Below are 18,755 nucleotides of genomic sequence, written 5' to 3'. Positions count from 1 at the left end.
CTGACTCCATCCACTGCAACAGAAAAGGCCGCCGCAGGGCGGCCTTTTGCGTTGGCGCTCAGCACGATTGCCGGGCGCGGTAGTCCTGCAGCACCTGGTCGATCACCGCGCTGGTGCGGGCAGCACTTACGCCGGTCGAGGGCGAACGGCCGCTGCCGCGCAACTCGTCCACCAGATGCGCGATCAACGGTTGCTGGATCGACGACGGGTTGGGGATGTCGAACGTCTGCACACCGGCTTCGGTCTCCAGCACCACCGGTACATCCTCGAAGGTGGCGAAACGCAGCTGGCCGCGGTCGCCGGTGATCTCGATCTCATCCTGGCGGCGGAACGCGCAGAAGCTCCATTGCGCGATGCCATGCACGCCTGGCCCGATGCGGAAGCACATGGAGACGCTGTCCTCGGCGGCGTAAGCGCCGGCCAATGAACTGGCCAGGCCGCGCACATCGCTCAGCGGACCCAATAGATGATCGAGCAGGTCCAAGGTGTGCGAGCCCAGATCGACGAACAGCCCGCCGCCGGAGATCGCGGGATTGGTCCGCCAGAAGTCCGGCGATGCGGCATTCACCGAATGCGGCCGATGCAGGGTGGCGCGAACGCTGCGCGGTGTACCGATCGCGCCGCTGTCCAGCAGCTGCTTCACCTGCGCGAATCGGGGCAGGGCGCGGCGGTAGTAGGCGACGAACACGGGCACGCCACGGCGTGCACTGGCTTCCAGGATGCGCTCGCATTCGGCGAGGTCCAGGGCCATGGGTTTCTCGATATAGACCGGCTTGCCCGCCGCAATCGCCTGCAATGCGTACTGCATGTGCGTGGAGGGCGGTGTTGCAACGTACACAGCGTTCACGTCCGGATCGCCGATCAGCGCGTCGGCATCCGTGTACCAGCGTGGCACCGCGTGGCGCCGCGCATAGTCTTCGGCCAATGCGGCATTGCGGCGCATGACCGCCGCCACCCGTGAGCCGGGTGTGGTGGCCAGGGCGGGGCCGCTCTTCTTCTCGGTGACGCTGCCGCAGCCGATGAAGCCCCACACCACGTTGTCCAGGATCATGCGTCTGTCCTCACATTGGGGCTGCGGTGGCCACAGCGACCCCGCTCATGCCTCGGGCAGCGGCTCGGGCACGGTGCCGGGAACGAACACGCCGTCCTTCACGTAGGCGGCCAGGGTCATGTCCAGTGCGAGCATGCCATCGCGCTTGAGGTCCATCAGTTCCGGTTCGACCATCGCACCGTGCAGTACGCCGAGCACGGTGGCGTGCAGCATGCGTGCGGCGATCTTCGGGTCTGCACCCTCGCGCAGCTGGCCCAGATCGCGGGCGCGGCGCAGGGCGCGCTCCATCCGGTCCAACGCATCGCGGAAACCGGCCTGCTGCATTTCGGTCAGCACCTTGGTGTCAGCCGACGCATCGCTGCGCAGCATGATCTCCATGGTCTTGCGCAGGCGCTCGTCCTCGGACAGTTCGATGAACGAGTGGATCATCACTGCGCGCAGGTCGTGCACCGGCGTGTCGCGCTGGTCGGTCGAGGTGCGCTCCAGCTCCTGCATGAAAGGCAGATGCACGCGCTCGACGATCGCGGCCAGCACCTCGCTCTTGTTCTTGAAGTGCCAGTAGACCGCACCGCGGGTATAGCCGGCGCGGGCACCGATCATCTCCAGCGTGGTACGGGCCACGCCGTGTTCATGGAAGCAGGCTTCGGCGGCGTCAAGGATGCCTTCCCGGGTTGCCTGGGTGTCCTCTTTGGTCTTGCGGGCCATGGATGGGTACGAGTGCGGGTGAAACGTGGCTGAATTGTACCGGTTTACAAACAAACAAGCATGTATGTATATTTCGCTCCCATCATTCCCGTCGTGTGCGTGGCAGGCCGGTCCGGCTTCCACTCCCCGCTGGTGAGCGTTGCCTGCTGGCGCTTTCGGCCTGTATCAGCGCGATTTGAGATTCCTTCCCCTAAGAGCCTTTCCGTCATGTTGCTGAGCCGAATCCGACCCTTTGCGCTGTCGCTGGCGATCGCCGCGACCGTGGCTGCCTGCGGCGGCCAACCCCAGGCCCCCGAGCAGGGCCCGGGTGACGTCACTGTGGTCACGCTGAAGTCCGAGACCGTGGGCCTGACCCGCGAACTGCCGGGCCGTACCAACGCCTTCCTGGTCGCCGAAGTGCGGCCGCAGGTCAATGGCATCGTCGCCAAGCGCCTGTTCACCGAAGGTGGCATGGTCAAGGCCGGCGAGCCGCTGTACCAGATCGAGGACGCCAGCTACCGCGCCCAGGCCAACAGTGCCCGCGCCCAGCTGGCCCGCGCCGAGGCCACCGCCAACGCCGCCCGGCTGAGCGCCAAGCGCATCACCGAGCTGGCCAAGGTCGATGCGGTCAGCCAGCAGGACCTGGAAAATGCCGTGGCCGCGCAGAAGCAGGCCGAGGCGGATGTCGGTGCCGCGAAGGCATCGCTGGACGCAGCCAACGTCACCCTGGGCTACGCCCGCATCACCGCGCCGATCAGCGGCCGCATCGGCAAGTCCAGCGTCACCCAGGGTGCGCTGGTCAGCGCCGGCCAGGCCAATGCACTGGCTACGGTGCAGCAGCTGGATCCGATCTATGTCGACCTGACCCAGTCCTCGGCCGAGCTGCTGCAGCTGCGCCGCGAACTGGCTGCCGGCCGCCTGCAGGACAACCAGACCCTGCCGGTCAGCATCCTGATGGAAGACGGCAGCACCTTCGAGCACAAGGGCACGCTGGAGTTCTCCGAAGTCAGCGTCGATCCGACCACCGGCAGCTTCGGCCTGCGCGTGAAGGTGGACAACCCGGACGGCCTGCTGATGCCGGGCATGTACGTGCGTGCGGTGATCGGCGGCGGCGTGCGCAGTGATGCCGTGCTGGTGCCGATGCAGGGCATCGCCCGCGATCCGAAGGGCGATACCACGGCGATGGTGGTCGGCAAGGACAACAAGGTCGAAGTACGCCCGGTCAAGGTCAGCCGCACGGTTGGCGACAAGTGGCTGGTCGAGGACGGCCTGAAGGCCGGTGACAAGGTCATCGTGGAAGGCCTGCAGAAGATCGGCCCCGGCATGCCGGTCAAGGCCACCGAAAAGGGCGACGTACCGGCCAAGCCGGCGGCCGCCGCCCAGCCTGCCGCCCCGGCCGGCGACGCGAAGTAAGCGGAGAACCCCATGGCACGCTTTTTCATCGATCGACCCATCTTCGCGTGGGTGATCGCCATCATCATCATGCTCGCCGGCGGCCTGGCCCTGTTCAAGCTGCCGGTCTCGATGTACCCCAACGTCGCGCCGCCGGCGGTGGAAATCAGCGCCACCTACCCGGGTGCATCGGCCAAGGTGGTCGAAGACTCGGTGACGCAGATCATCGAGCAGAACATGAAGGGCCTTGATGGCCTGATCTACTTCTCCTCCAACAGCTCGTCCAACGGCCAGGCCACCATCACCCTGACCTTCGAGAGCGGCACCAACCCGGACATCGCCCAGGTGCAGGTGCAGAACAAGCTGCAGCTGGCCATGCCGCTGCTGCCGCAGGAAGTGCAGCGGCAGGGCATCAACGTGGCCAAGTCCAGCTCGGGCTTCCTGAACGTCATCGCGTTCGTGTCCGAGAACGGCAGCATGGACGCCAACGACATCGCCGACTACGTCGGTTCCAATGTCGTCGACCGCCTCAGCCGCGTGCCGGGCGTGGGCAACATCCAGGTATTCGGTGGCAAGTACGCCATGCGCATCTGGCTGGACCCGAACAAGCTGCATACCTATGGCCTGTCCGTCGCGGAAGTGACTGCGGCGATCAAGGCGCAGAATGCCCAGGTGGCGATCGGCCAGCTCGGCGGTGCGCCGTCGGTGAAGGGCCAGCAGCTCAACGCCACCATCAACGCGCAGTCGCGCCTGCAGACCCCGGAACAGTTCCGCAACATCATCGTGCGCGGCGCGCAGGACGGTGCCGAGCTGCGCCTGGGCGACGTTGCCCGCGTCGAACTGGGTGCCGAGTCCTACGACTTCGTCACCCGCTACAACGGCCAGCCGGCCAGCGGCTTGGCGGTGACCCTGGCCACCGGCGCCAACGCGCTGGATACCGCCGCCGGCGTGAATGCTGCGCTGGAAGACATGAAGAGCTTCTTCCCGGCCGGGCTGAAGGCGGAGGTCCCGTACGACACCACCCCGTTCGTGCGCGTGTCGATCAAGGGCGTGGTGCAGACCCTGATCGAAGCGATCGTGCTGGTGTTCGTGGTGATGTACCTGTTCCTGCAGAACTTCCGCGCCACCCTGATCCCGACCATCGCCGTGCCGGTGGTGCTGCTGGGTACCTTCGGCGTGCTGGCCATGCTCGGCTTCTCGGTGAACATGCTGACCATGTTCGCGATGGTGCTGGCGATCGGCCTGCTGGTGGACGATGCCATCGTGGTGGTGGAGAACGTCGAGCGCATCATGTCCGAGGAAGGACTGTCGCCGCTCGAGGCGACCCGCAAGTCGATGGGCCAGATCACCGGCGCGCTGGTGGGCATCGGCCTGGTGCTGTCGGCGGTGTTCGTGCCGATGGCCTTCATGAGCGGATCCACCGGCGTGATCTACCGGCAGTTCTCGGCCACGATCGTCTCTGCAATGGCGTTGTCGGTACTGGTGGCGATCGTGCTGACGCCGGCACTGTGCGCGACCATGCTCAAGCCGTTGAAGAAGGGCGAGCATCATGTTGCCCACCGCGGCCTGGCCGGTCGCTTCTTCAATGGCTTCAACCGTGGATTCGACCGCACCAGCGAAAGCTACCAGCGTGGCGTGCGCGGCATCATCCATCGCCCGTGGCGCTTCATGGGCATCGTGGCGGCGCTGTTCGTGCTGATGGGCGTGTTGTTCGTGCGCCTGCCCAGCTCATTCCTGCCCAACGAAGACCAGGGCGTGTTGATGGCGCTGGTGCAGGCCCCGGTGGGTGCCACCCAGGAACGTACGCTGGAATCGATCGCGGCACTGGAAAACCACTTCCTGCAGAACGAGAAGGATGCGGTGGACTCGGTGTTCTCGGTGCAGGGCTTCAGCTTCGCCGGCATGGGCCAGAACGCCGGCATGGCATTCGTCAAGCTGAAGGACTGGAGCGAGCGTGACGCCAACAATGGCGTGATGCCGATCACCGGACGCGCGATGGCGGCCCTGGGCCAGATCAAGGATGCCTTCATCTTCGCCTTCCCGCCGCCGGCCATCCCGGAACTGGGCACCGCCTCGGGCTATACCTTCTTCCTGAAGGACAACAGCGGCCAGGGCCACGAGGCACTGGTGGCCGCGCGCAACCAGCTGCTCGGCCTCGCCGCCGGCAGCAAGAAGCTGGCCAACGTGCGCCCGAACGGCCAGGAGGACACGCCGCAGTTCCGCATCGACATCGACGCGGCCAAGGCGACCTCGCTGGGGCTGTCGATCGACCAGATCAACGGCACGCTGGCCGCCGCGTGGGGCAGCTCGTACATCGACGACTTCGTCGATCGTGGCCGCGTCAAGCGTGTGTTCGTGCAGGCCGACCAGCCGTTCCGCATGGTGCCGGAGGACTTCGATCTCTGGTCCGTGAAGAACGACAAGGGTGAAATGGTGCCGTTCAGTGCCTTCGCTACCAAGCACTGGGATTACGGTTCGCCGCGCCTGGAACGCTACAACGGTGTGTCGGCCATGGAAATCCAGGGCGAACCGGCCCCGGGTGTCGCCTCCGGTGATGCCATGGCCGAGATCGAACAACTGGCCAAGCAGCTGCCGGCGGGCTTCGGCATCGAATGGACGGCGATGTCATACCAGGAGCGCCAGGCTGGCTCGCAGACGCCACTGCTGTACACGCTCTCGCTGATGATCGTATTCCTGTGCCTGGCCGCGATGTACGAAAGCTGGAGCGTGCCGACCGCAGTGCTGCTGGCGGCCCCGCTGGGCATCCTCGGCGCGGTGCTGGCCAATACCTTCAAGGGCCTGGAACGCGATATCTACTTCCAGGTGGCGATGCTGACCACGGTGGGCCTGACCAGCAAGAACGCGATCCTGATCGTGGAGTTCGCCAAGGAGAACCTGGAGAAGGGCGCAGGCCTGATCGAATCGATCATGCATGCCGTGCGCGACCGCCTGCGTCCGATCGTGATGACCTCGCTGGCCTTCGGCATGGGCGTGGTACCGCTGGCGATTTCCACCGGTGCCGGTTCCGGCGCCAAGCAGGCGATCGGCACCGGCGTGCTCGGCGGCATGATCGTCGGCACCGTGCTCGGCGTGTTCTTCGTGCCGCTGTTCTTCGTGGTGGTGCAGCGCGTGTTCAAGCGCAAGACCGCCGAGTGATGAAATCCGGTAGCGCCGGGCCATGCCCGGCGGATGCCTCACCGCGTAGCCGCCGGGCATGGCCCGGCGCTACCACCGTGACCCCCAAGGTGTCGCCATGAAATTCTCTTCTCTTGCTGTATCCCTGGCCGCCGCGCTCGCGCTGGCCGGCTGCTCCACTCTGGTGCCGAAGAACACCGCGGTCGCTCCGGCAATTCCGGCGCAGTGGCCGGCCGAGGCTGCACAGGGCCAGGTGGCTGATGTCGCCGCCGTCGGCTGGCGCGATTTCTTCACCGATGCGCGCCTGCAGCAGGTGATCGAGCAGTCGCTGCAGAACAACCGCGACCTGCGCGTGGCCGTGCTCAACGTTGAACGCGCGCGCGGCCAGTACCGCGTGCAGCGCGCCGACCGCGTGCCCGGCGTGGCCGTCACCGGCCAGATGCAGCGCCAGGGCACCGACGCTGGCGTCACCGAGCAGTTCACCGCCGGTGTCGGCGTGGCCGAGTTCGAGCTGGACCTGTTCGGCCGCGTGCGCAACCTCAGCGAAGCGGCACTGCAGCAGTACTTTGCCGTAGCTGCCAATCGTCGCAACGCGCAGCTGAGCCTGGTGGCTGAGACAGCGACGGCGTGGCTGACCTACGGTGCCGATGCCCAGCGTCTGAAGATCGCCGATGCCACGCTGAAGACCTACGAGGATTCGTTGCGCTTGGCCGAGGCCCGCCACGAGCGTGGTGGCAGTTCGGCACTGGAACTGACCCAGACCCGCACGCTGGTCGAGACCGCGCGCACTGATGCAGCGCGCCTGCGTGGCCAGCTGGCCCAGGACCGCAACGCGCTGGCGCTGCTGGCCGGTGGCCAGTTGGATCCGGCGCTGCTGCCGGACGGCATCGAACCGCAGTTGCTGGCACTGGCGCCTCCGCCGGCCGGCCTGCCCAGCGATGTGCTGCTGCAGCGCCCGGACATCATGGCCGCCGAACACCAGCTGCTGGCCGCCAATGCCAACATCGGCGCGGCACGTGCCGCGTTCTTCCCGAGCATCTCGCTGACCGGCAGCATTGGCAGTGGCTCCAGCGAATTGTCCAGCCTGTTCGACAGCGGCACTCGCGTATGGAGTTTCCTGCCGAAGATCACCCTGCCGATCTTCCAGGGCGGCAAGCTGCGCGCCAACCTGGCCGTCGCCAACGCTGATCGTGATATCGCACTGGCGCAGTACGAGAAGTCGATCCAGGTGGGCTTCCGCGAAACCGCCGATGCGCTGGCGTTGAATGTCAGCCTGGATGAACAGGTGAGTTCACAGCAGCGCCTGGTGGACGCGGCCGAACAGGCCAACCGCCTGTCGCAGGCACGTTACGACGCCGGCCTGGACAGCTTCGTGACCCTGCTGGACGCACGACGTACTGCCTACAACGCGCAGCAGACCCAGTTGCAGGCGCAGTTGGCCCAGCAGGCCAACCGCATCACCCTGTACAAGGTACTGGGCGGCGGCTGGCACGAGCGCGGCTTAGCAGCAATTCGATACCGGTAGCGCCGGGCCACGCCCGGCGGCTTTTCGTTCCTGCATGCCTGACGTCTGGGCGGACCGCACTTCGTGCTCGCCGGGCATGGCCAGGCGCTACCGCATGGGCCAACGGCACCATGCAAACGGATATTCATCGAGATGCAGGGTCAACCCTGCTCGGATGGGGTTGACCAGGATGTACAACGCATGGCGCCTCAAGGCTTCCTCGCTGCGTACCGCGTGATCGAAATAGCTCGTCTGCCACAAAGGCGTCTGTATGCCGAACTGCTGCCCCAGCAACCGGCTGCTGCGGGATTTCACCGTTCCCATCATGCGCGCCAGTGATCCGTCGCGCAGCTGCATCAGCCAGTGCAGATGGTCAGGCATGACGACCCAAGCAAAGGACCGGCTGAGGCCCGTGCGTTCAACATACCTCAATGCACCCACAAGACACGTTGCACAACGTGGATCTTCAAAGACCGGACGCCGGTGGCGTACGACCGTGGTGAGGACGTAGTAGCCCCCGATACGGGAGTGGCGGCCGCGTTCCAGCTGACGGCTGGACATGGCGCCAGTCTGCACTGATGGGATGTCCGCCGTTATCAGCCGAGGGCGATGGCCCGTGTGGGATTCTTCCGGGTATCGCGCTCGCCGGGCATGGCCCGGCGCTACCGTCAGATCGCTTCATCGTCGCGCCGCGCTGCATGGCAGGCGCGCACCCGCGCGAGCGCATCGCCGGCTTCGCGCGCCATCTGCTCGTACTCGGCGCGGATCTCTTCCAGGCGTGCCTCGTCCAGTTCTTCCAGATCCAGCAGCTCGTTGTTGGCCTCGGCGGTTGCCCGGATCAGCTCGTCCAGCTTGATCTGCATCGCGGCGGTGTCCGCGTTCTGCGTGTGCTGGATCAGGAACACCATCAGGAAGGTGATGATGGTGGTGCCGGTGTTGATCACCAGCTGCCAGGTGTCGTTGAAGCCGAACACCGGGCCACTGATGCCCCAGATCACCACGATCGCCACTGCAGCCAGGAAGGTCCACGGCGAGCCCGTGGCGGCGGCAGCCTTCTTGGCGATCGTATTGAACAGGTTGCGTGCTTTCATCGTCGTCGTCCCACTCAGGTGACGAGGATGATCGGCAGTGGCGCGTGGAGGCGCCGTGCAGCGGCCGTCAGGCGCGCATGCGTTGCAGTCGTGGCGCCTGCAGGCTGCGCACCGGGCTGCTCTGATAGACGTGCTGCCAGCAGAGGTCGACGAACTCGCGGGCCTGTGCTTCGCTCAGCCGCGGCATGATCTGCAGGGCGTACTGGGTCTGGAACATTTCGTCACGTTCGGCCTCGCTGGCGCGCGGCTGGGTGATCAGCGAATCACAGGCGAACTTGATCCACGGCACGTAGGAGCCGAACGAGTTGTGCGGCAGTGCGCCCTCGGCATGCTGGCGGCGCCAGTGGTCAAGCTCGGCGTCTACGTTGATGACCGGGGGAATGGTGGGGACTTCAGCGTGCATGACAATCCAGTTCGGTTGAGTGGAAAGGGAGTGGGGGTTCATCGGAGTGTGGCGTATCTGCCGGTGCATGCCGCGTCAGCGGGATGTGGAGCCGGTGTGGCGATTGCTGATCAGTTGCGCGTGCTCGACCGCCCCCATCTGCTCGGCCATGGTGGCCATCGCGTTGCACAGTCGCTCGTGATCGCGCGGCTGGCCGCGCACCAGTTCCAGCTGCAGGCCCTGGTAGGCACTCCAGAACGACGCACTGCGCCGGTGCAGCGCGAAGTGCTGCTGCAGGCGTTCGCGGATGGATTCGAGGATCGGGTCGGGCGTAGGTCGTACGGCGTGCGCGCACATGGCTGGCTCCGCCGGGGAAACGAGCCCCGGTAACCCCACCCTAGGCGTGTCAGCCGGGTGGGGTGTTACCGCAGTGTGTGCACGCAGTCCAGCTGACTGTGCGCGCGGTCACGGCAATGGCCGCAAACGCTGTCCGCACCAAGAGGTGGCGGCACTGAAGCGTTCATTAAACGGGTTCAACGGATGACGGTGTGTGGCTCATTCACCGATGTCTTCGTTCCAGATGTCCGGATGGCGGCTGATGAAATCGCCGAGCAGGTCGACGCATTCCTGGTTGTCGAGGTCGATCACGTTGACGCCGTTCTCGCGCAGCCAGTCGATGCCGCCCTGGAACGTGCGCGATTCGCCCACCACCACGGTGCCGATGTTGAACTGGCGCACCAGGCCCGAGCAGTACCAGCACGGCGCCAGGGTGGTGACCATGATGGTGTCCTGGTAGCGGCGCTGGCGGCCGGCCTTGCGGAAGGCGTCGGTTTCGCCGTGCACCGACGGGTCGCCTTCCTGCACGCGGCGGTTGTGGCCGCAGCCGAGCAGGCGGCCGTCGTTGTGGTACAGCGCCGCGCCGATCGGCACGCCGCCCTCGGCCAGGCCCTGGCGGGCTTCGGCGATGGCGGTCTGCAGCAGGGCCTGGTAGTCGGGCGTGGTGATCATGCGGGGGCTCCGGTCAGTCGTGGCCCGCCATCATACGGGCAGGGGGTGCCGCTGGCCCCCGGCGGTGCGATAATCGGGGCCATGAGCGAATCCCCCTATAAAGCCGGTACCACCCATTTCGGGTTCCGCGACGTCGCCGCCAAGGACAAGCAGAAGCTGGTCGGCCAGGTGTTCACCTCGGTCGCGCGCAACTACGACCTGATGAACGACCTGATGAGCCTGGGCGTGCACCGGGCGTGGAAGCGCTACTACGTCGCGACCGCGCAGGTGAAGCCGGGCGACCGCGTGCTCGATCTGGCCGGCGGCACCGGCGACATCGCCGCCCTGCTGAAGGAACGCGTCGGCGCCGAGGGCTCGGTGGTGCTGGGCGACATCAACGCCGGCATGCTGTCGGTCGGCCGGGACCGCCTGACCAACCGCGGCCTGGTGCTTGGCCTGGACTACGTGCAGTGCAACGCCGAAGCCCTGCCGTTCCCGGACAACAGCTTCGACCTGGTCACCATTGCCTTCGGCCTGCGCAACGTGACCGACAAGGACGCCGGCCTGCGCGAGATGTACCGCGTGCTGAAGGTGGGCGGCCAGGCCCGCGTGCTGGAGTTCTCCGAAGTCACTGCCGACTGGTTCAAGCCGATCTACGACTTCCACTCGTTCAAGATCCTGCCCAGGCTGGGCAAGTTGTTCGCCAACGATTCGGACAGCTACCAGTACCTGGCCGAGAGCATCCGCAAGCATCCGCCGCAGGACGAACTGAAGGCGATGATGGGGCAGGCCGGCTTCGAGCGCTGCCACTACAAGAACCTGACCGGCGGCATCGTCTCGATCCACTCCGGCTACAAGCTGTAAGCCCGGTGTTCCGGTAGTGCCGGCCGCTGGCCGGCACCTGTGCGGGCAACCACCGGGCGACGGGGTTGCCGGCCAGCGGCCGGCACTACCGGCGCTGTGCCGGCCATTACCCCGCACCGCGCAACGCCTGCCGGGCCGGAGGGAGGTACCATTGGGGTTTGATCCCCGTAACGGTCCCGATTCATGCGTAATCCGCTGATGCTCCTTCCGCTGGCCGTGGCCCTGGCCGCCGGCTGCTCCCAGGAGGCGGCCGCGCCCGCCGCCGCCCCGACTGCCGCAAAGGCCCCTGCCGCCCCCGTGAACGCCGAGAACCGCAGCCACGACGAAAGCTCGTACGCCGAGCCGGACAAGGTCGTCATCAAGGACATCGCGCTGGATCTGAAGCTGGACTTCGACCAGAAGCAGATCGGCGGCACCGCCACCTACACCCTGGAATGGAAGCAGAAGGACGCCAGGCAGCTGGTGCTCGACACTCGCGAGCTGACCGTGTCCAAGGTCGAGGCCGTCGCCGCCGATGGCGCGCGCAGCCCGCTGAAGTTCGAGCTGGCCGCGGCTGACAAGGTGTTCGGCAGCAAGCTGACCATCGAGGCCCCGGAACAGCCGGCCAAGGTGGAAGTGAGCTACCACACCGCGCCGACCGCATCGGGCCTGCAGTGGCTGGCACCGTCGATGACCGAGGGCAAGAAGCTGCCCTTCATGTTCAGCCAGTCGCAGGCCATCCACGCCCGTTCGTGGGTGCCGCTGCAGGACACCCCGAGCGTGCGCTTCACCTACAGCGCGCACGTGGTCTCGCGCCCGGACGTGATGGTGCTGATGAGCGCCGACAACGATCCGAAGGCCGCGCGTGATGGTGACTACACCTTCAAGATGCCGCAGCCGATTCCGTCCTATCTGCTGGCCATCGCCGCTGGCGACCTGGTGTTCGAGCCGATCTCTGGCCGCTCCGGCGTCTGGGCCGAGCCGACCATGGTCAACAAGGCCGCCAAGGAATTCGAGGACACCGAGAAGATGATCGGTGCCGCCGAGAAGCTGTACGGCGAATACCGCTGGGGCCGCTACGACATGCTGGTGCTGCCGCCGTCGTTCCCGTTCGGTGGCATGGAGAACCCGCGCCTGACCTTCGCCACCCCGACCGTGATCGTCGGCGACAAGTCGCTGGTCTCGCTGGTCGCCCACGAACTGGCGCACAGCTGGTCGGGCAACCTGGTGACCAACGCCAGCTGGAAGGACATCTGGCTCAATGAAGGCTTCACCACCTACGTCCAGGGCCGCATCACCGAAGCCCTGTACGGCAAGGAAATGGCCGAGATGGAGAAGCAGATCGACCAGACCGACCTGCTGGCCGAAGTGAAGGACATGAGCCCGGCCGACCAGGCGCTGGCGCTGCCGCCGCTGAACGAGCGTGATCCCGACGAAGCGCTCAGCCAGGTGGCCTACGTCAAGGGTGCGTGGTTCCTGGAATTCCTGGAGCAGCGCTTCGGCCGCGAGACCTTCGATCCGTTCCTGCGTGGCTGGTTCGATGACCATGCTTTCCAGAGCGCGAACACCGACCAGTTCGTCGACTACATGAAGAAGAACCTGCTGCCGAAGAATCCGTCGGCAGTGACCGAGGCCGAACTGAAGGCATGGCTGGACGAGCCGGGCATTCCGGCGTTCGCGGCCAAGGCGCAGTCGCGCAACTTCAGCAGCGTCGATACCGCGCGCATCGCCTTCGCCAGCGCCGGCACCGTGCCGAGCAGCCAGGTCATCGCCGACTGGAGCACGCAGGAATGGGTGCGCTTCATCGATGGCCTGGGCGCGACCCAGCCGCTGGACAAGCTGGCCACGCTGGACAAGGCCTTCCACTTCACCGGCACCCCGAATGGCGAGATCGCCATGCGCTGGTACCCGCTGGCGATCCGCAGCGGCTACGAGCAGGCCAATGAAGGCGCCGCTGCGTTCATCGAACGCGTCGGCCGTCGCAAGCTGATCCTGCCGATCTATGCCGAACTGGTGAAGACGCCGAAGGGTCTGGAGCTGGCCAAGCAGGCCTTCGAAAAGGCCAAGCCGGGCTACCACCCGATCACGACCGCCTCGGTCCAGGACATGCTGGCCAAGGCTGAAGCCAAGTAAGCGGTAGTGCCGGTCGCTGGCCGGCAACCGGTCACTGCTTCACCACCAACGGCGGGGAAACCCGCCGTTGGTGTATCCGCTTTTCGCTGCCGATAGAATCGGGATGCACTCGCAAAGGACCTCCGCCATGAAACGACTGATCCTGCTCACCGCCTGCACCCTGGCGCTGGCCGCCTGCAGCAACCCCGAGGAAGAACGCAAGGCGCAGGAAGCCGCCGCAGCCGCCGTGCAGGCGCAGAAGGAAGCCAAGGCCGAGGACGTCGCCAAGCAGTACGACATGGCTGTGGCCGCGCAGGACTGGGAACGCGCGCGCCTGCATGGTGCCTCGCTGCTGGACCAGTACAAGGACACCGCCGCCGCCGAGCGCATCGCCGCCGGTTTCGATGAAGTAAAGGCCAAGGGCGATGCCGCGCGCGACCTGCGCCGCATGCAGGGGCTGTGGCAGTACAACCAGATTCCGGTCGGCAGCAAGGGCAGCCAGGTCTCGGCGTCGATCTACAGCAAGGAACGGGTGGACGTGGACGGCAGTGGTGCCAAGCCGGTGCAGCTGGTGTTCCGCGATCACCCGGAGTGGAAGCGGCACGCCTACCTGGTGCTGCAGGCTGGCGATTTCCGCTGCCCGCAGTGCACGGTGAAGGTGACCGTGGACGATGGCAAGCCGGTGTCGATGGCGGCCTGGCGCCCGAAGACCGATGAGGCCATCGCCCTGTTCATCACCGACCAGAAGGCGCTGTGGAAGCTGGCGCGCAAGGGCAGGTCGATCAGCATCGAGTTCCCGGTCAAGGCCGGCGGCACCCGCACGGCGGTGTTCGAAACGGGTGGCGTCGACGCCAGCCGCATGCCGCAGTGGTGGCAGTGACGGGGGCGGCGGGCAGCGCAGTGCACGCGTTGTCCGCGATCCGGCACTGGGTGTTCGACATGGATGGCACGCTGACTGTGGCCGTGCATGATTTCGCCGCGATCCGCCGCGCATTGCAGATTACGGCCGAGGAAGACATCCTCGACCATATCGCGGCGTTGCCGGATGCGCCGGCGCAGGCCAAGCGTGAGTGGTTGCTGGATCATGAGCGCGCGCTGGCCGAGGACGCACTGCCGGCACCGGGTGCGGTGAAGCTGCTGCGCGCGTTGTCGGCGGCAGGCTGCCGGCTCGGCATCCTGACCCGCAATGATCATGCGCTGGCGAAGCTGACGCTGGAGGCGATCGGGGTCGGGGCGTTGTTCGACGATGCCGACATCATTGGTCGCGATGAAGCGGTGCCCAAGCCCTCCCCGGAGGGCCTGCAGCAGCATCTGCGGCGTTGGGGCATCGGGCCTGCCGAGGCGGTGATGGTCGGTGACCACGCCTACGACCTGGAGTGCGGCCGTGCCGCAGGCACCCATACCGTGCTGGTCAACCTGCCGGAAAACCCGTGGCCGGGCCGTGCCGACTGGCATTTCGCCGATTGCCGCGCCTTGTTGGCTGCCTGGCAGGGCGCCTGATGATGTAGAGCCGAGCCCACGCTCGGCTGCTCTCCGGTCAGATCGCGCTGGCGCGCGCAAGCCGAGCATGGGCTCGGCTCTACAGAGAGCAGGCAACGTGTCGGTCGGAGGTTCCGGTAGTGCCGGCCGCTGGCCGGCAGTGTCGACCAAGGTCGACACCCACCGATCAGATGTGCGGGCAGTTCGGTTTACGCGCTTAGCGCGTAACCGAACTGCTGCTTGAACTGCTCGTTGAACTCATCGAAGGTGAAGCGCTGGTTCTGCGTGCCCGGATGCTCGACCTTCAGCGCGCCCATCAGGTTGCCCATGCGGCCGATGGTCAGCCAGTCGTAGCCCTTCTGGATGCCGTAGATCAGGCCGGCGCGGAAGGCGTCGCCACAGCCGGTCGGGTCGACCACGCGGCGCTCGTGCGCCGGCGGGATGTCGTAGCTCTTTTCCGGGGTGTGGATGACCGCGCCCTTCGGGCCGCGGGTGGTGATGTAGGCCTTGACCCGGCTGACGATCTCCTTTTCGTCCCAGCCGGTGCGCTCCTGCAGCAGGTTCGACTCGTAGTCGTTGACCACCACGTAGTCGGCCTGCTCGATGAAGGCGCGCAGTTCCGGGCCGTTGAACAGCGGCATGGCCTGGCCCGGGTCGAAGATGAACGGGATGCCGTCTTCGTGGAATTCCTGCGCGTTCTGGATCATGCCTTCGCGGCCGTCCGGGCCGACCAGGCCCAGGGTCACGCCCGGCACCCCACGCACGTGGTTCTCGTAGGAACGCATCATCGCGCCCGGGTGGAAGGCGGTGATCTGGTTGTTGTCGTGGTCGGTGGTGATGAACGCCTGCGGGGTGAACAGCTCATCGATCACGCGCACGCGCGACAGGTCGATGCCCAGGCCTTCGAAGTATTCGCGGTACGGGCCGAAGTCCGAACCCACGGTGCCCATCGGGATCGGCTGGCCGCCCAGCAGGTGCAGGTTGTAGGCGATGTTGCCTGCGCAGCCGCCGAACTCGCGGCGCATGCGCGGCACCAGGAAGGACACGTTCAGGATGTGCACCTTGTCCGGCAGGATGTGATTCTTGAACTGGTCCGGAAACACCATGATGGTGTCGAAGGCAAGAGAACCACAGATCAGAGCGGACATCGATGTAAGCCTATGCGGTGAATTTTGGGGTGGGCCGGCCCGGTTCAGCGGGCAAGCAAACGGCGCCCTTGGGCGCCCGACGGCGCAAAGGTTACCCGCTGGTGCCGCTCAGGGCCAGAACCGGGTGAGACCCGATCAGGCCGAAAGCCTGTGAAGACGCGGGTTCAGCTAGTTTTTTCCTTGCTCGGCGGCAGGCGGGTTGCTAGGCTTGTCGGCCTCGATTTCTGCCCATTTTTTCGCCATCCCGCGGCGGGCACGACACCCCTCAGGACTCCTTCCTCAGATGTTCAAGAAACTCCGTGGCATGTTCTCCAACGACCTGTCCATCGACCTGGGCACGGCCAACACCCTCATCTACGTGCGCGGGCAGGGGATCGTGCTGAACGAGCCGTCGGTCGTGGCCGTGCGCCAGGACCGTGCCATCGGTGGCACCCGCTCGGTGGCAGCCGTCGGCGCCGAAGCCAAGCAGATGCTGGGCCGTACCCCGGGCCACATCACCACCATCCGCCCGATGAAGGACGGCGTCATCGCCGACTTCACCTATACCGAGGCGATGCTCAAGCACTTCATCAAGAAGGTGCACAAGTCGCGCGTGCTGCGCCCGAGCCCGCGCGTCCTGGTCTGCGTGCCGGCCGGCTCGACCCAGGTCGAGCGCCGCGCGATCAAGGAATCGGCCGAGGAAGCCGGTGCCCGTGACGTGTTCCTGATCGAAGAACCGATGGCCGCCGCGATCGGCGCCGGCATGCCGGTCACCGAAGCCCGTGGCTCGATGGTCATCGACATCGGCGGCGGCACCACCGAAGTGGCGGTCATCTCGCTCAACGGCATCGTCTATTCGGCCTCGGTCCGCATCGGCGGCGACCGCTTCGACGAGTCCATCACCAACTACGTGCGCCGCAACCACGGCATGCTGATCGGTGAAGCCACCGCCGAGCGCATCAAGGTCGAGCTGGGCTGCGCCTACCCGCAGGCGGAAGTGATCGAGATGGAAATCTCCGGCCGCAACCTCGCCGAGGGCGTGCCGAAGATGATCAAGATCAGCTCCAACGAGGTGCTCGAGGCCCTGCACGAACCGCTGTCGGGCATCGTCAGCGCGGTCAAGCTGGCGCTGGAGCAGACCCCGCCGGAACTGTGCGCCGACGTCGCCGAGCGCGGCATCGTGCTGACCGGTGGTGGCGCCCTGCTGCGCGACCTGGACCGCCTGATCTCCGAGGAGACCGGCCTGCACGTGCAGGTGGCCGACGATCCGCTGACCTGCGTGGCCCGCGGTGGCGGCCGTGCGCTGGAGCTGGTGGACATGCACGGCAACGAGTTCTTTGCGCCGGAATAAGCCGTCCCGGCCGTTCCTGCCCGCCGCGCCCTTCCGGGGTGCGGCCCGCCGTGATGGCGGGCCGGCACCGGCGGGGCGCCCGCGTGTTTCCCTTCCGCCTTCTGCCAGTTGAATCGTTGCCGTGCCGCCCTACGCCGGTCCTCCCGTCGCCTCCCGATCCGGTGATGCCGCCAGTCCCCTGCGGTTGCTGGCCTATCTCGCGTTGGCCATCACCCTGATCGTGCTCGATGACCAGGCCGGCTGGCTGGCGCGCCTGCGCGAGCAGGCCAACAGCCTGGTGCAGCCGGTCTGGGCACTGGCCGGCCTGCCCGGCAAGCTGGGCAACCAGGTCAAGGATTCTGCCGCCAGCCACAGCCAGCTGGTCGCCGAGAACCGCGAACTGCGCAACCAGCTGCTGCTGGCCAACGCGCGCCTGACCCGCCTGCAGACCGCCGCACTGGACAATGCCCAGCTGCGCGAACTGCTGAACGTGGCCGAGCGCAGTGGCCTGGACGTGCAGCTGGCGCCGATCCTGGACATCGACCTGGACCCGGTGAAGCAGCGCCTGGTGCTCGACGCAGGCAGCCGCGAGGGCGTGCACGTCGGCCAGGCGGTGATCGACGCCGGCGGCCTGATGGGGCAGGTGATCAGCGTGACCGGCGGCACCTCCACCGTGCTGCTGCTGACCGATCCCGACCACGCGGTGCCGGTCACCGTGGCCCGCAACGGCGTGCGCCTGATCGTCTACGGCCGCGGCGACACGCTGGAGCTGCGCGATATTCCGCTCAGCGCCGGGGTGGAAGTGGGCGATGAGATCGTCACCTCCGGTCTTGGTGGGCGTTTCCCGGCCGGCTTCCCGGTCGGCACCATCACCGGCCTGCGCCCGGACGACACCCATGCGTTCCTGGTCGGCGAACTGAAGCCGGCCGCACAGCTCGACCGCGGCCGCGACGTGCTGCTGCTGCGCCCGGGCGCGGCGATCCGCATTCCGCCGGAGCTGCGCCTGCAGCTGGAAGAAACCGCCCCGGGTGGCCCGGCCACCGGCGCCACCGTGCCCGTGGGAACCGCGCCAGCGGCAACGACGCCAGCTCCGGTCAGCGCCCCGGTAGTGCCGGCCGCTGGCCGGCAACCGACCGCGCCGGAGGCGCAGCGATGAGCCGCCTGCGCGACAACCCGTGGGTGCTGCCGGCCAGCCTGGTGGTGGCGCTGCTGCTGGGCCTGCTGCCGCTGCCGGCGCTGCTGCAGCCGCTGCGCCCGTACTGGCTGGCGCTGGTGCTGGCGTACTGGGTCATCGAAGCGCCCGAGCGCGTCGGCCTGGGCATCGCCTTCGCCAGCGGCGTCATCGCCGACCTGCTGTACGGCGGTGTCCTCGGCGAACAGGCACTGCGGCTGGTGATGCTGGCCTTCATCCTGCAGCGCTTCCGCGCGCGCATCCGCTTCTTCCCGATGTCGCAGCAGATGCTGGCCATCGGCGGCCTGCTGTTCAACGACCGCATCGTCAGCGCACTGGTGCACATCGTGGTGGATGAGCCAACGCTGCCGTGGTCGTACTGGTGGGCGCCGCTGCTGGGCATGGGCCTGTGGCCGCTGGTGTTCGTGCTGCTGGACGCGGTGCGCTTCGGCAAGCGCGGGCGCTGA

18 protein-coding genes are annotated in these 18,755 nt (G+C 66.7%); 10 read left to right on the top strand and 8 right to left on the bottom strand.

Features of this window, described 5'->3' with window-relative positions; translation table 11 throughout:
* Window positions 1-58: 58 nt before the first annotated feature.
* Together AC5P5V_RS12620 and smeT are read right to left on the bottom strand one after the other, a co-directional pair.
* Window positions 59-1,051 (bottom strand): Gfo/Idh/MocA family protein, encoded by a 993-nt coding sequence (locus tag AC5P5V_RS12620; RefSeq protein WP_134968363.1) that lies wholly within the window; start codon window positions 1,049-1,051, stop codon window positions 59-61.
* A 45-nt stretch (window positions 1,052-1,096) separates the two neighbouring features.
* Window positions 1,097-1,756 (bottom strand): efflux transporter SmeDEF transcriptional repressor SmeT, encoded by a 660-nt coding sequence (gene smeT, locus AC5P5V_RS12615; protein WP_005419430.1) that lies wholly within the window; start codon window positions 1,754-1,756, stop codon window positions 1,097-1,099.
* Between the two features lie 207 nt (window positions 1,757-1,963).
* Between smeT and smeD the strand changes: the two genes are divergently transcribed.
* The 3 genes from smeD to smeF all read left to right on the top strand — a co-directional run bounded on the left by smeD (window position 1,964) and on the right by smeF (window position 7,787).
* A complete protein-coding gene (gene smeD / locus AC5P5V_RS12610; RefSeq protein ID WP_134968362.1) occupies window positions 1,964-3,148 on the top strand; it encodes a multidrug efflux RND transporter periplasmic adaptor subunit SmeD in 1,185 nt (394 codons plus the stop codon).
* A gap of 12 nt (window positions 3,149-3,160) precedes the next feature.
* On the top strand, window positions 3,161-6,283 hold the full coding sequence (gene smeE, locus AC5P5V_RS12605; RefSeq protein ID WP_231352300.1) for a multidrug efflux RND transporter permease subunit SmeE: 3,123 nt from the start codon (window positions 3,161-3,163) through the stop codon (window positions 6,281-6,283).
* A gap of 97 nt (window positions 6,284-6,380) precedes the next feature.
* Entirely contained in the window at window positions 6,381-7,787 is a 1,407-nt protein-coding gene (gene smeF, locus AC5P5V_RS12600; protein WP_134968361.1) for a multidrug efflux RND transporter outer membrane subunit SmeF, read from the top strand.
* A gap of 87 nt (window positions 7,788-7,874) precedes the next feature.
* On the opposite strand, the gene AC5P5V_RS12595 is transcribed toward smeF, so the two are convergent.
* From AC5P5V_RS12595 to AC5P5V_RS12575, 5 genes are all read right to left on the bottom strand, one after another.
* On the bottom strand, window positions 7,875-8,327 hold the full coding sequence (locus AC5P5V_RS12595; RefSeq protein ID WP_134968360.1) for an REP-associated tyrosine transposase: 453 nt from the start codon (window positions 8,325-8,327) through the stop codon (window positions 7,875-7,877).
* Between the two features lie 107 nt (window positions 8,328-8,434).
* On the bottom strand, window positions 8,435-8,857 hold the full coding sequence (locus tag AC5P5V_RS12590) for a low affinity iron permease family protein (protein WP_019660693.1): 423 nt from the start codon (window positions 8,855-8,857) through the stop codon (window positions 8,435-8,437).
* A gap of 67 nt (window positions 8,858-8,924) precedes the next feature.
* Complete coding sequence (locus AC5P5V_RS12585; protein WP_021203904.1) at window positions 8,925-9,260, bottom strand: hypothetical protein; 336 nt, start codon at window positions 9,258-9,260, stop codon at window positions 8,925-8,927.
* 75 nt (window positions 9,261-9,335) lie between these two features.
* The gene (locus AC5P5V_RS12580) at window positions 9,336-9,596 is read right to left on the bottom strand and encodes a hypothetical protein (protein ID WP_021203905.1); all 261 of its coding nucleotides are present in this window, start codon (window positions 9,594-9,596) and stop codon (window positions 9,336-9,338) included.
* A gap of 198 nt (window positions 9,597-9,794) precedes the next feature.
* Window positions 9,795-10,247, bottom strand: a complete 453-nt coding sequence (locus AC5P5V_RS12575; protein WP_005419409.1) for a nucleoside deaminase — start codon at window positions 10,245-10,247, stop codon at window positions 9,795-9,797.
* A gap of 81 nt (window positions 10,248-10,328) precedes the next feature.
* Between AC5P5V_RS12575 and ubiE the strand changes: the two genes are divergently transcribed.
* The 4 genes from ubiE to AC5P5V_RS12555 all read left to right on the top strand — a co-directional run bounded on the left by ubiE (window position 10,329) and on the right by AC5P5V_RS12555 (window position 14,681).
* Window positions 10,329-11,090, top strand: coding sequence for a bifunctional demethylmenaquinone methyltransferase/2-methoxy-6-polyprenyl-1,4-benzoquinol methylase UbiE (gene ubiE, locus AC5P5V_RS12570; protein WP_005419407.1), 762 nt, complete (start codon window positions 10,329-10,331; stop codon window positions 11,088-11,090).
* Window positions 11,091-11,273: 183 nt separating this feature from the next.
* Window positions 11,274-13,202, top strand: coding sequence for a M1 family metallopeptidase (locus AC5P5V_RS12565; protein ID WP_049450433.1), 1,929 nt, complete (start codon window positions 11,274-11,276; stop codon window positions 13,200-13,202).
* A 127-nt stretch (window positions 13,203-13,329) separates the two neighbouring features.
* Window positions 13,330-14,061, top strand: coding sequence for a hypothetical protein (locus AC5P5V_RS12560; RefSeq protein ID WP_134968359.1), 732 nt, complete (start codon window positions 13,330-13,332; stop codon window positions 14,059-14,061).
* Window positions 14,049-14,681, top strand: a complete 633-nt coding sequence (locus AC5P5V_RS12555) for an HAD family hydrolase (RefSeq protein WP_134968358.1) — start codon at window positions 14,049-14,051, stop codon at window positions 14,679-14,681. Before AC5P5V_RS12560 ends, AC5P5V_RS12555 begins: the two co-directional genes overlap by 13 nt.
* Before the next feature lie 188 nt (window positions 14,682-14,869).
* On the opposite strand, the gene AC5P5V_RS12550 is transcribed toward AC5P5V_RS12555, so the two are convergent.
* The gene (locus AC5P5V_RS12550) at window positions 14,870-15,808 is read right to left on the bottom strand and encodes a carbohydrate kinase family protein (protein ID WP_061479692.1); all 939 of its coding nucleotides are present in this window, start codon (window positions 15,806-15,808) and stop codon (window positions 14,870-14,872) included.
* 283 nt (window positions 15,809-16,091) lie between these two features.
* On the opposite strand from AC5P5V_RS12550, the gene AC5P5V_RS12545 reads away from it, so the two are divergent.
* From AC5P5V_RS12545 to mreD, 3 genes are all read left to right on the top strand, one after another.
* On the top strand, window positions 16,092-17,138 hold the full coding sequence (locus AC5P5V_RS12545; protein ID WP_005419402.1) for a rod shape-determining protein: 1,047 nt from the start codon (window positions 16,092-16,094) through the stop codon (window positions 17,136-17,138).
* A gap of 121 nt (window positions 17,139-17,259) precedes the next feature.
* Window positions 17,260-18,273, top strand: coding sequence for a rod shape-determining protein MreC (gene mreC / locus AC5P5V_RS12540; RefSeq protein ID WP_231352299.1), 1,014 nt, complete (start codon window positions 17,260-17,262; stop codon window positions 18,271-18,273).
* On the top strand, window positions 18,270-18,755 hold the full coding sequence (mreD, locus tag AC5P5V_RS12535) for a rod shape-determining protein MreD (RefSeq protein WP_006392642.1): 486 nt from the start codon (window positions 18,270-18,272) through the stop codon (window positions 18,753-18,755). Before mreC ends, mreD begins: the two co-directional genes overlap by 4 nt.

It is taken from the genome of Stenotrophomonas sp. YJH_SMC_130 (assembly GCF_059369035.1).
Note: the sequence above shows the minus strand (reverse complement) of the source record. Positions and strands in the feature narration are given on the sequence as shown.

Bases quoted from the DNA above. Each gene is read 5' to 3' on its own strand.
- AC5P5V_RS12620 (WP_134968363.1), bottom strand. From the start codon at position 1,051: ATGATCCTGGACAACGTGGTGTGGGGCTTCATCGGCTGCGGCAGCGTC.
- smeT (WP_005419430.1), bottom strand. From the start codon at position 1,756: ATGGCCCGCAAGACCAAAGAGGACACCCAGGCAACCCGGGAAGGCATC.
- smeD (WP_134968362.1), top strand. From the start codon at position 1,964: ATGTTGCTGAGCCGAATCCGACCCTTTGCGCTGTCGCTGGCGATCGCC.
- smeE (WP_231352300.1), top strand. From the start codon at position 3,161: ATGGCACGCTTTTTCATCGATCGACCCATCTTCGCGTGGGTGATCGCC.
- smeF (WP_134968361.1), top strand. From the start codon at position 6,381: ATGAAATTCTCTTCTCTTGCTGTATCCCTGGCCGCCGCGCTCGCGCTG.
- AC5P5V_RS12595 (WP_134968360.1), bottom strand. From the start codon at position 8,327: ATGTCCAGCCGTCAGCTGGAACGCGGCCGCCACTCCCGTATCGGGGGC.
- AC5P5V_RS12590 (WP_019660693.1), bottom strand. From the start codon at position 8,857: ATGAAAGCACGCAACCTGTTCAATACGATCGCCAAGAAGGCTGCCGCC.
- AC5P5V_RS12585 (WP_021203904.1), bottom strand. From the start codon at position 9,260: ATGCACGCTGAAGTCCCCACCATTCCCCCGGTCATCAACGTAGACGCC.
- AC5P5V_RS12580 (WP_021203905.1), bottom strand. From the start codon at position 9,596: ATGTGCGCGCACGCCGTACGACCTACGCCCGACCCGATCCTCGAATCC.
- AC5P5V_RS12575 (WP_005419409.1), bottom strand. From the start codon at position 10,247: ATGATCACCACGCCCGACTACCAGGCCCTGCTGCAGACCGCCATCGCC.
- ubiE (WP_005419407.1), top strand. From the start codon at position 10,329: ATGAGCGAATCCCCCTATAAAGCCGGTACCACCCATTTCGGGTTCCGC.
- AC5P5V_RS12565 (WP_049450433.1), top strand. From the start codon at position 11,274: ATGCGTAATCCGCTGATGCTCCTTCCGCTGGCCGTGGCCCTGGCCGCC.
- AC5P5V_RS12560 (WP_134968359.1), top strand. From the start codon at position 13,330: ATGAAACGACTGATCCTGCTCACCGCCTGCACCCTGGCGCTGGCCGCC.
- AC5P5V_RS12550 (WP_061479692.1), bottom strand. From the start codon at position 15,808: ATGTCCGCTCTGATCTGTGGTTCTCTTGCCTTCGACACCATCATGGTG.
- AC5P5V_RS12545 (WP_005419402.1), top strand. From the start codon at position 16,092: ATGTTCAAGAAACTCCGTGGCATGTTCTCCAACGACCTGTCCATCGAC.
- mreD (WP_006392642.1), top strand. From the start codon at position 18,270: ATGAGCCGCCTGCGCGACAACCCGTGGGTGCTGCCGGCCAGCCTGGTG.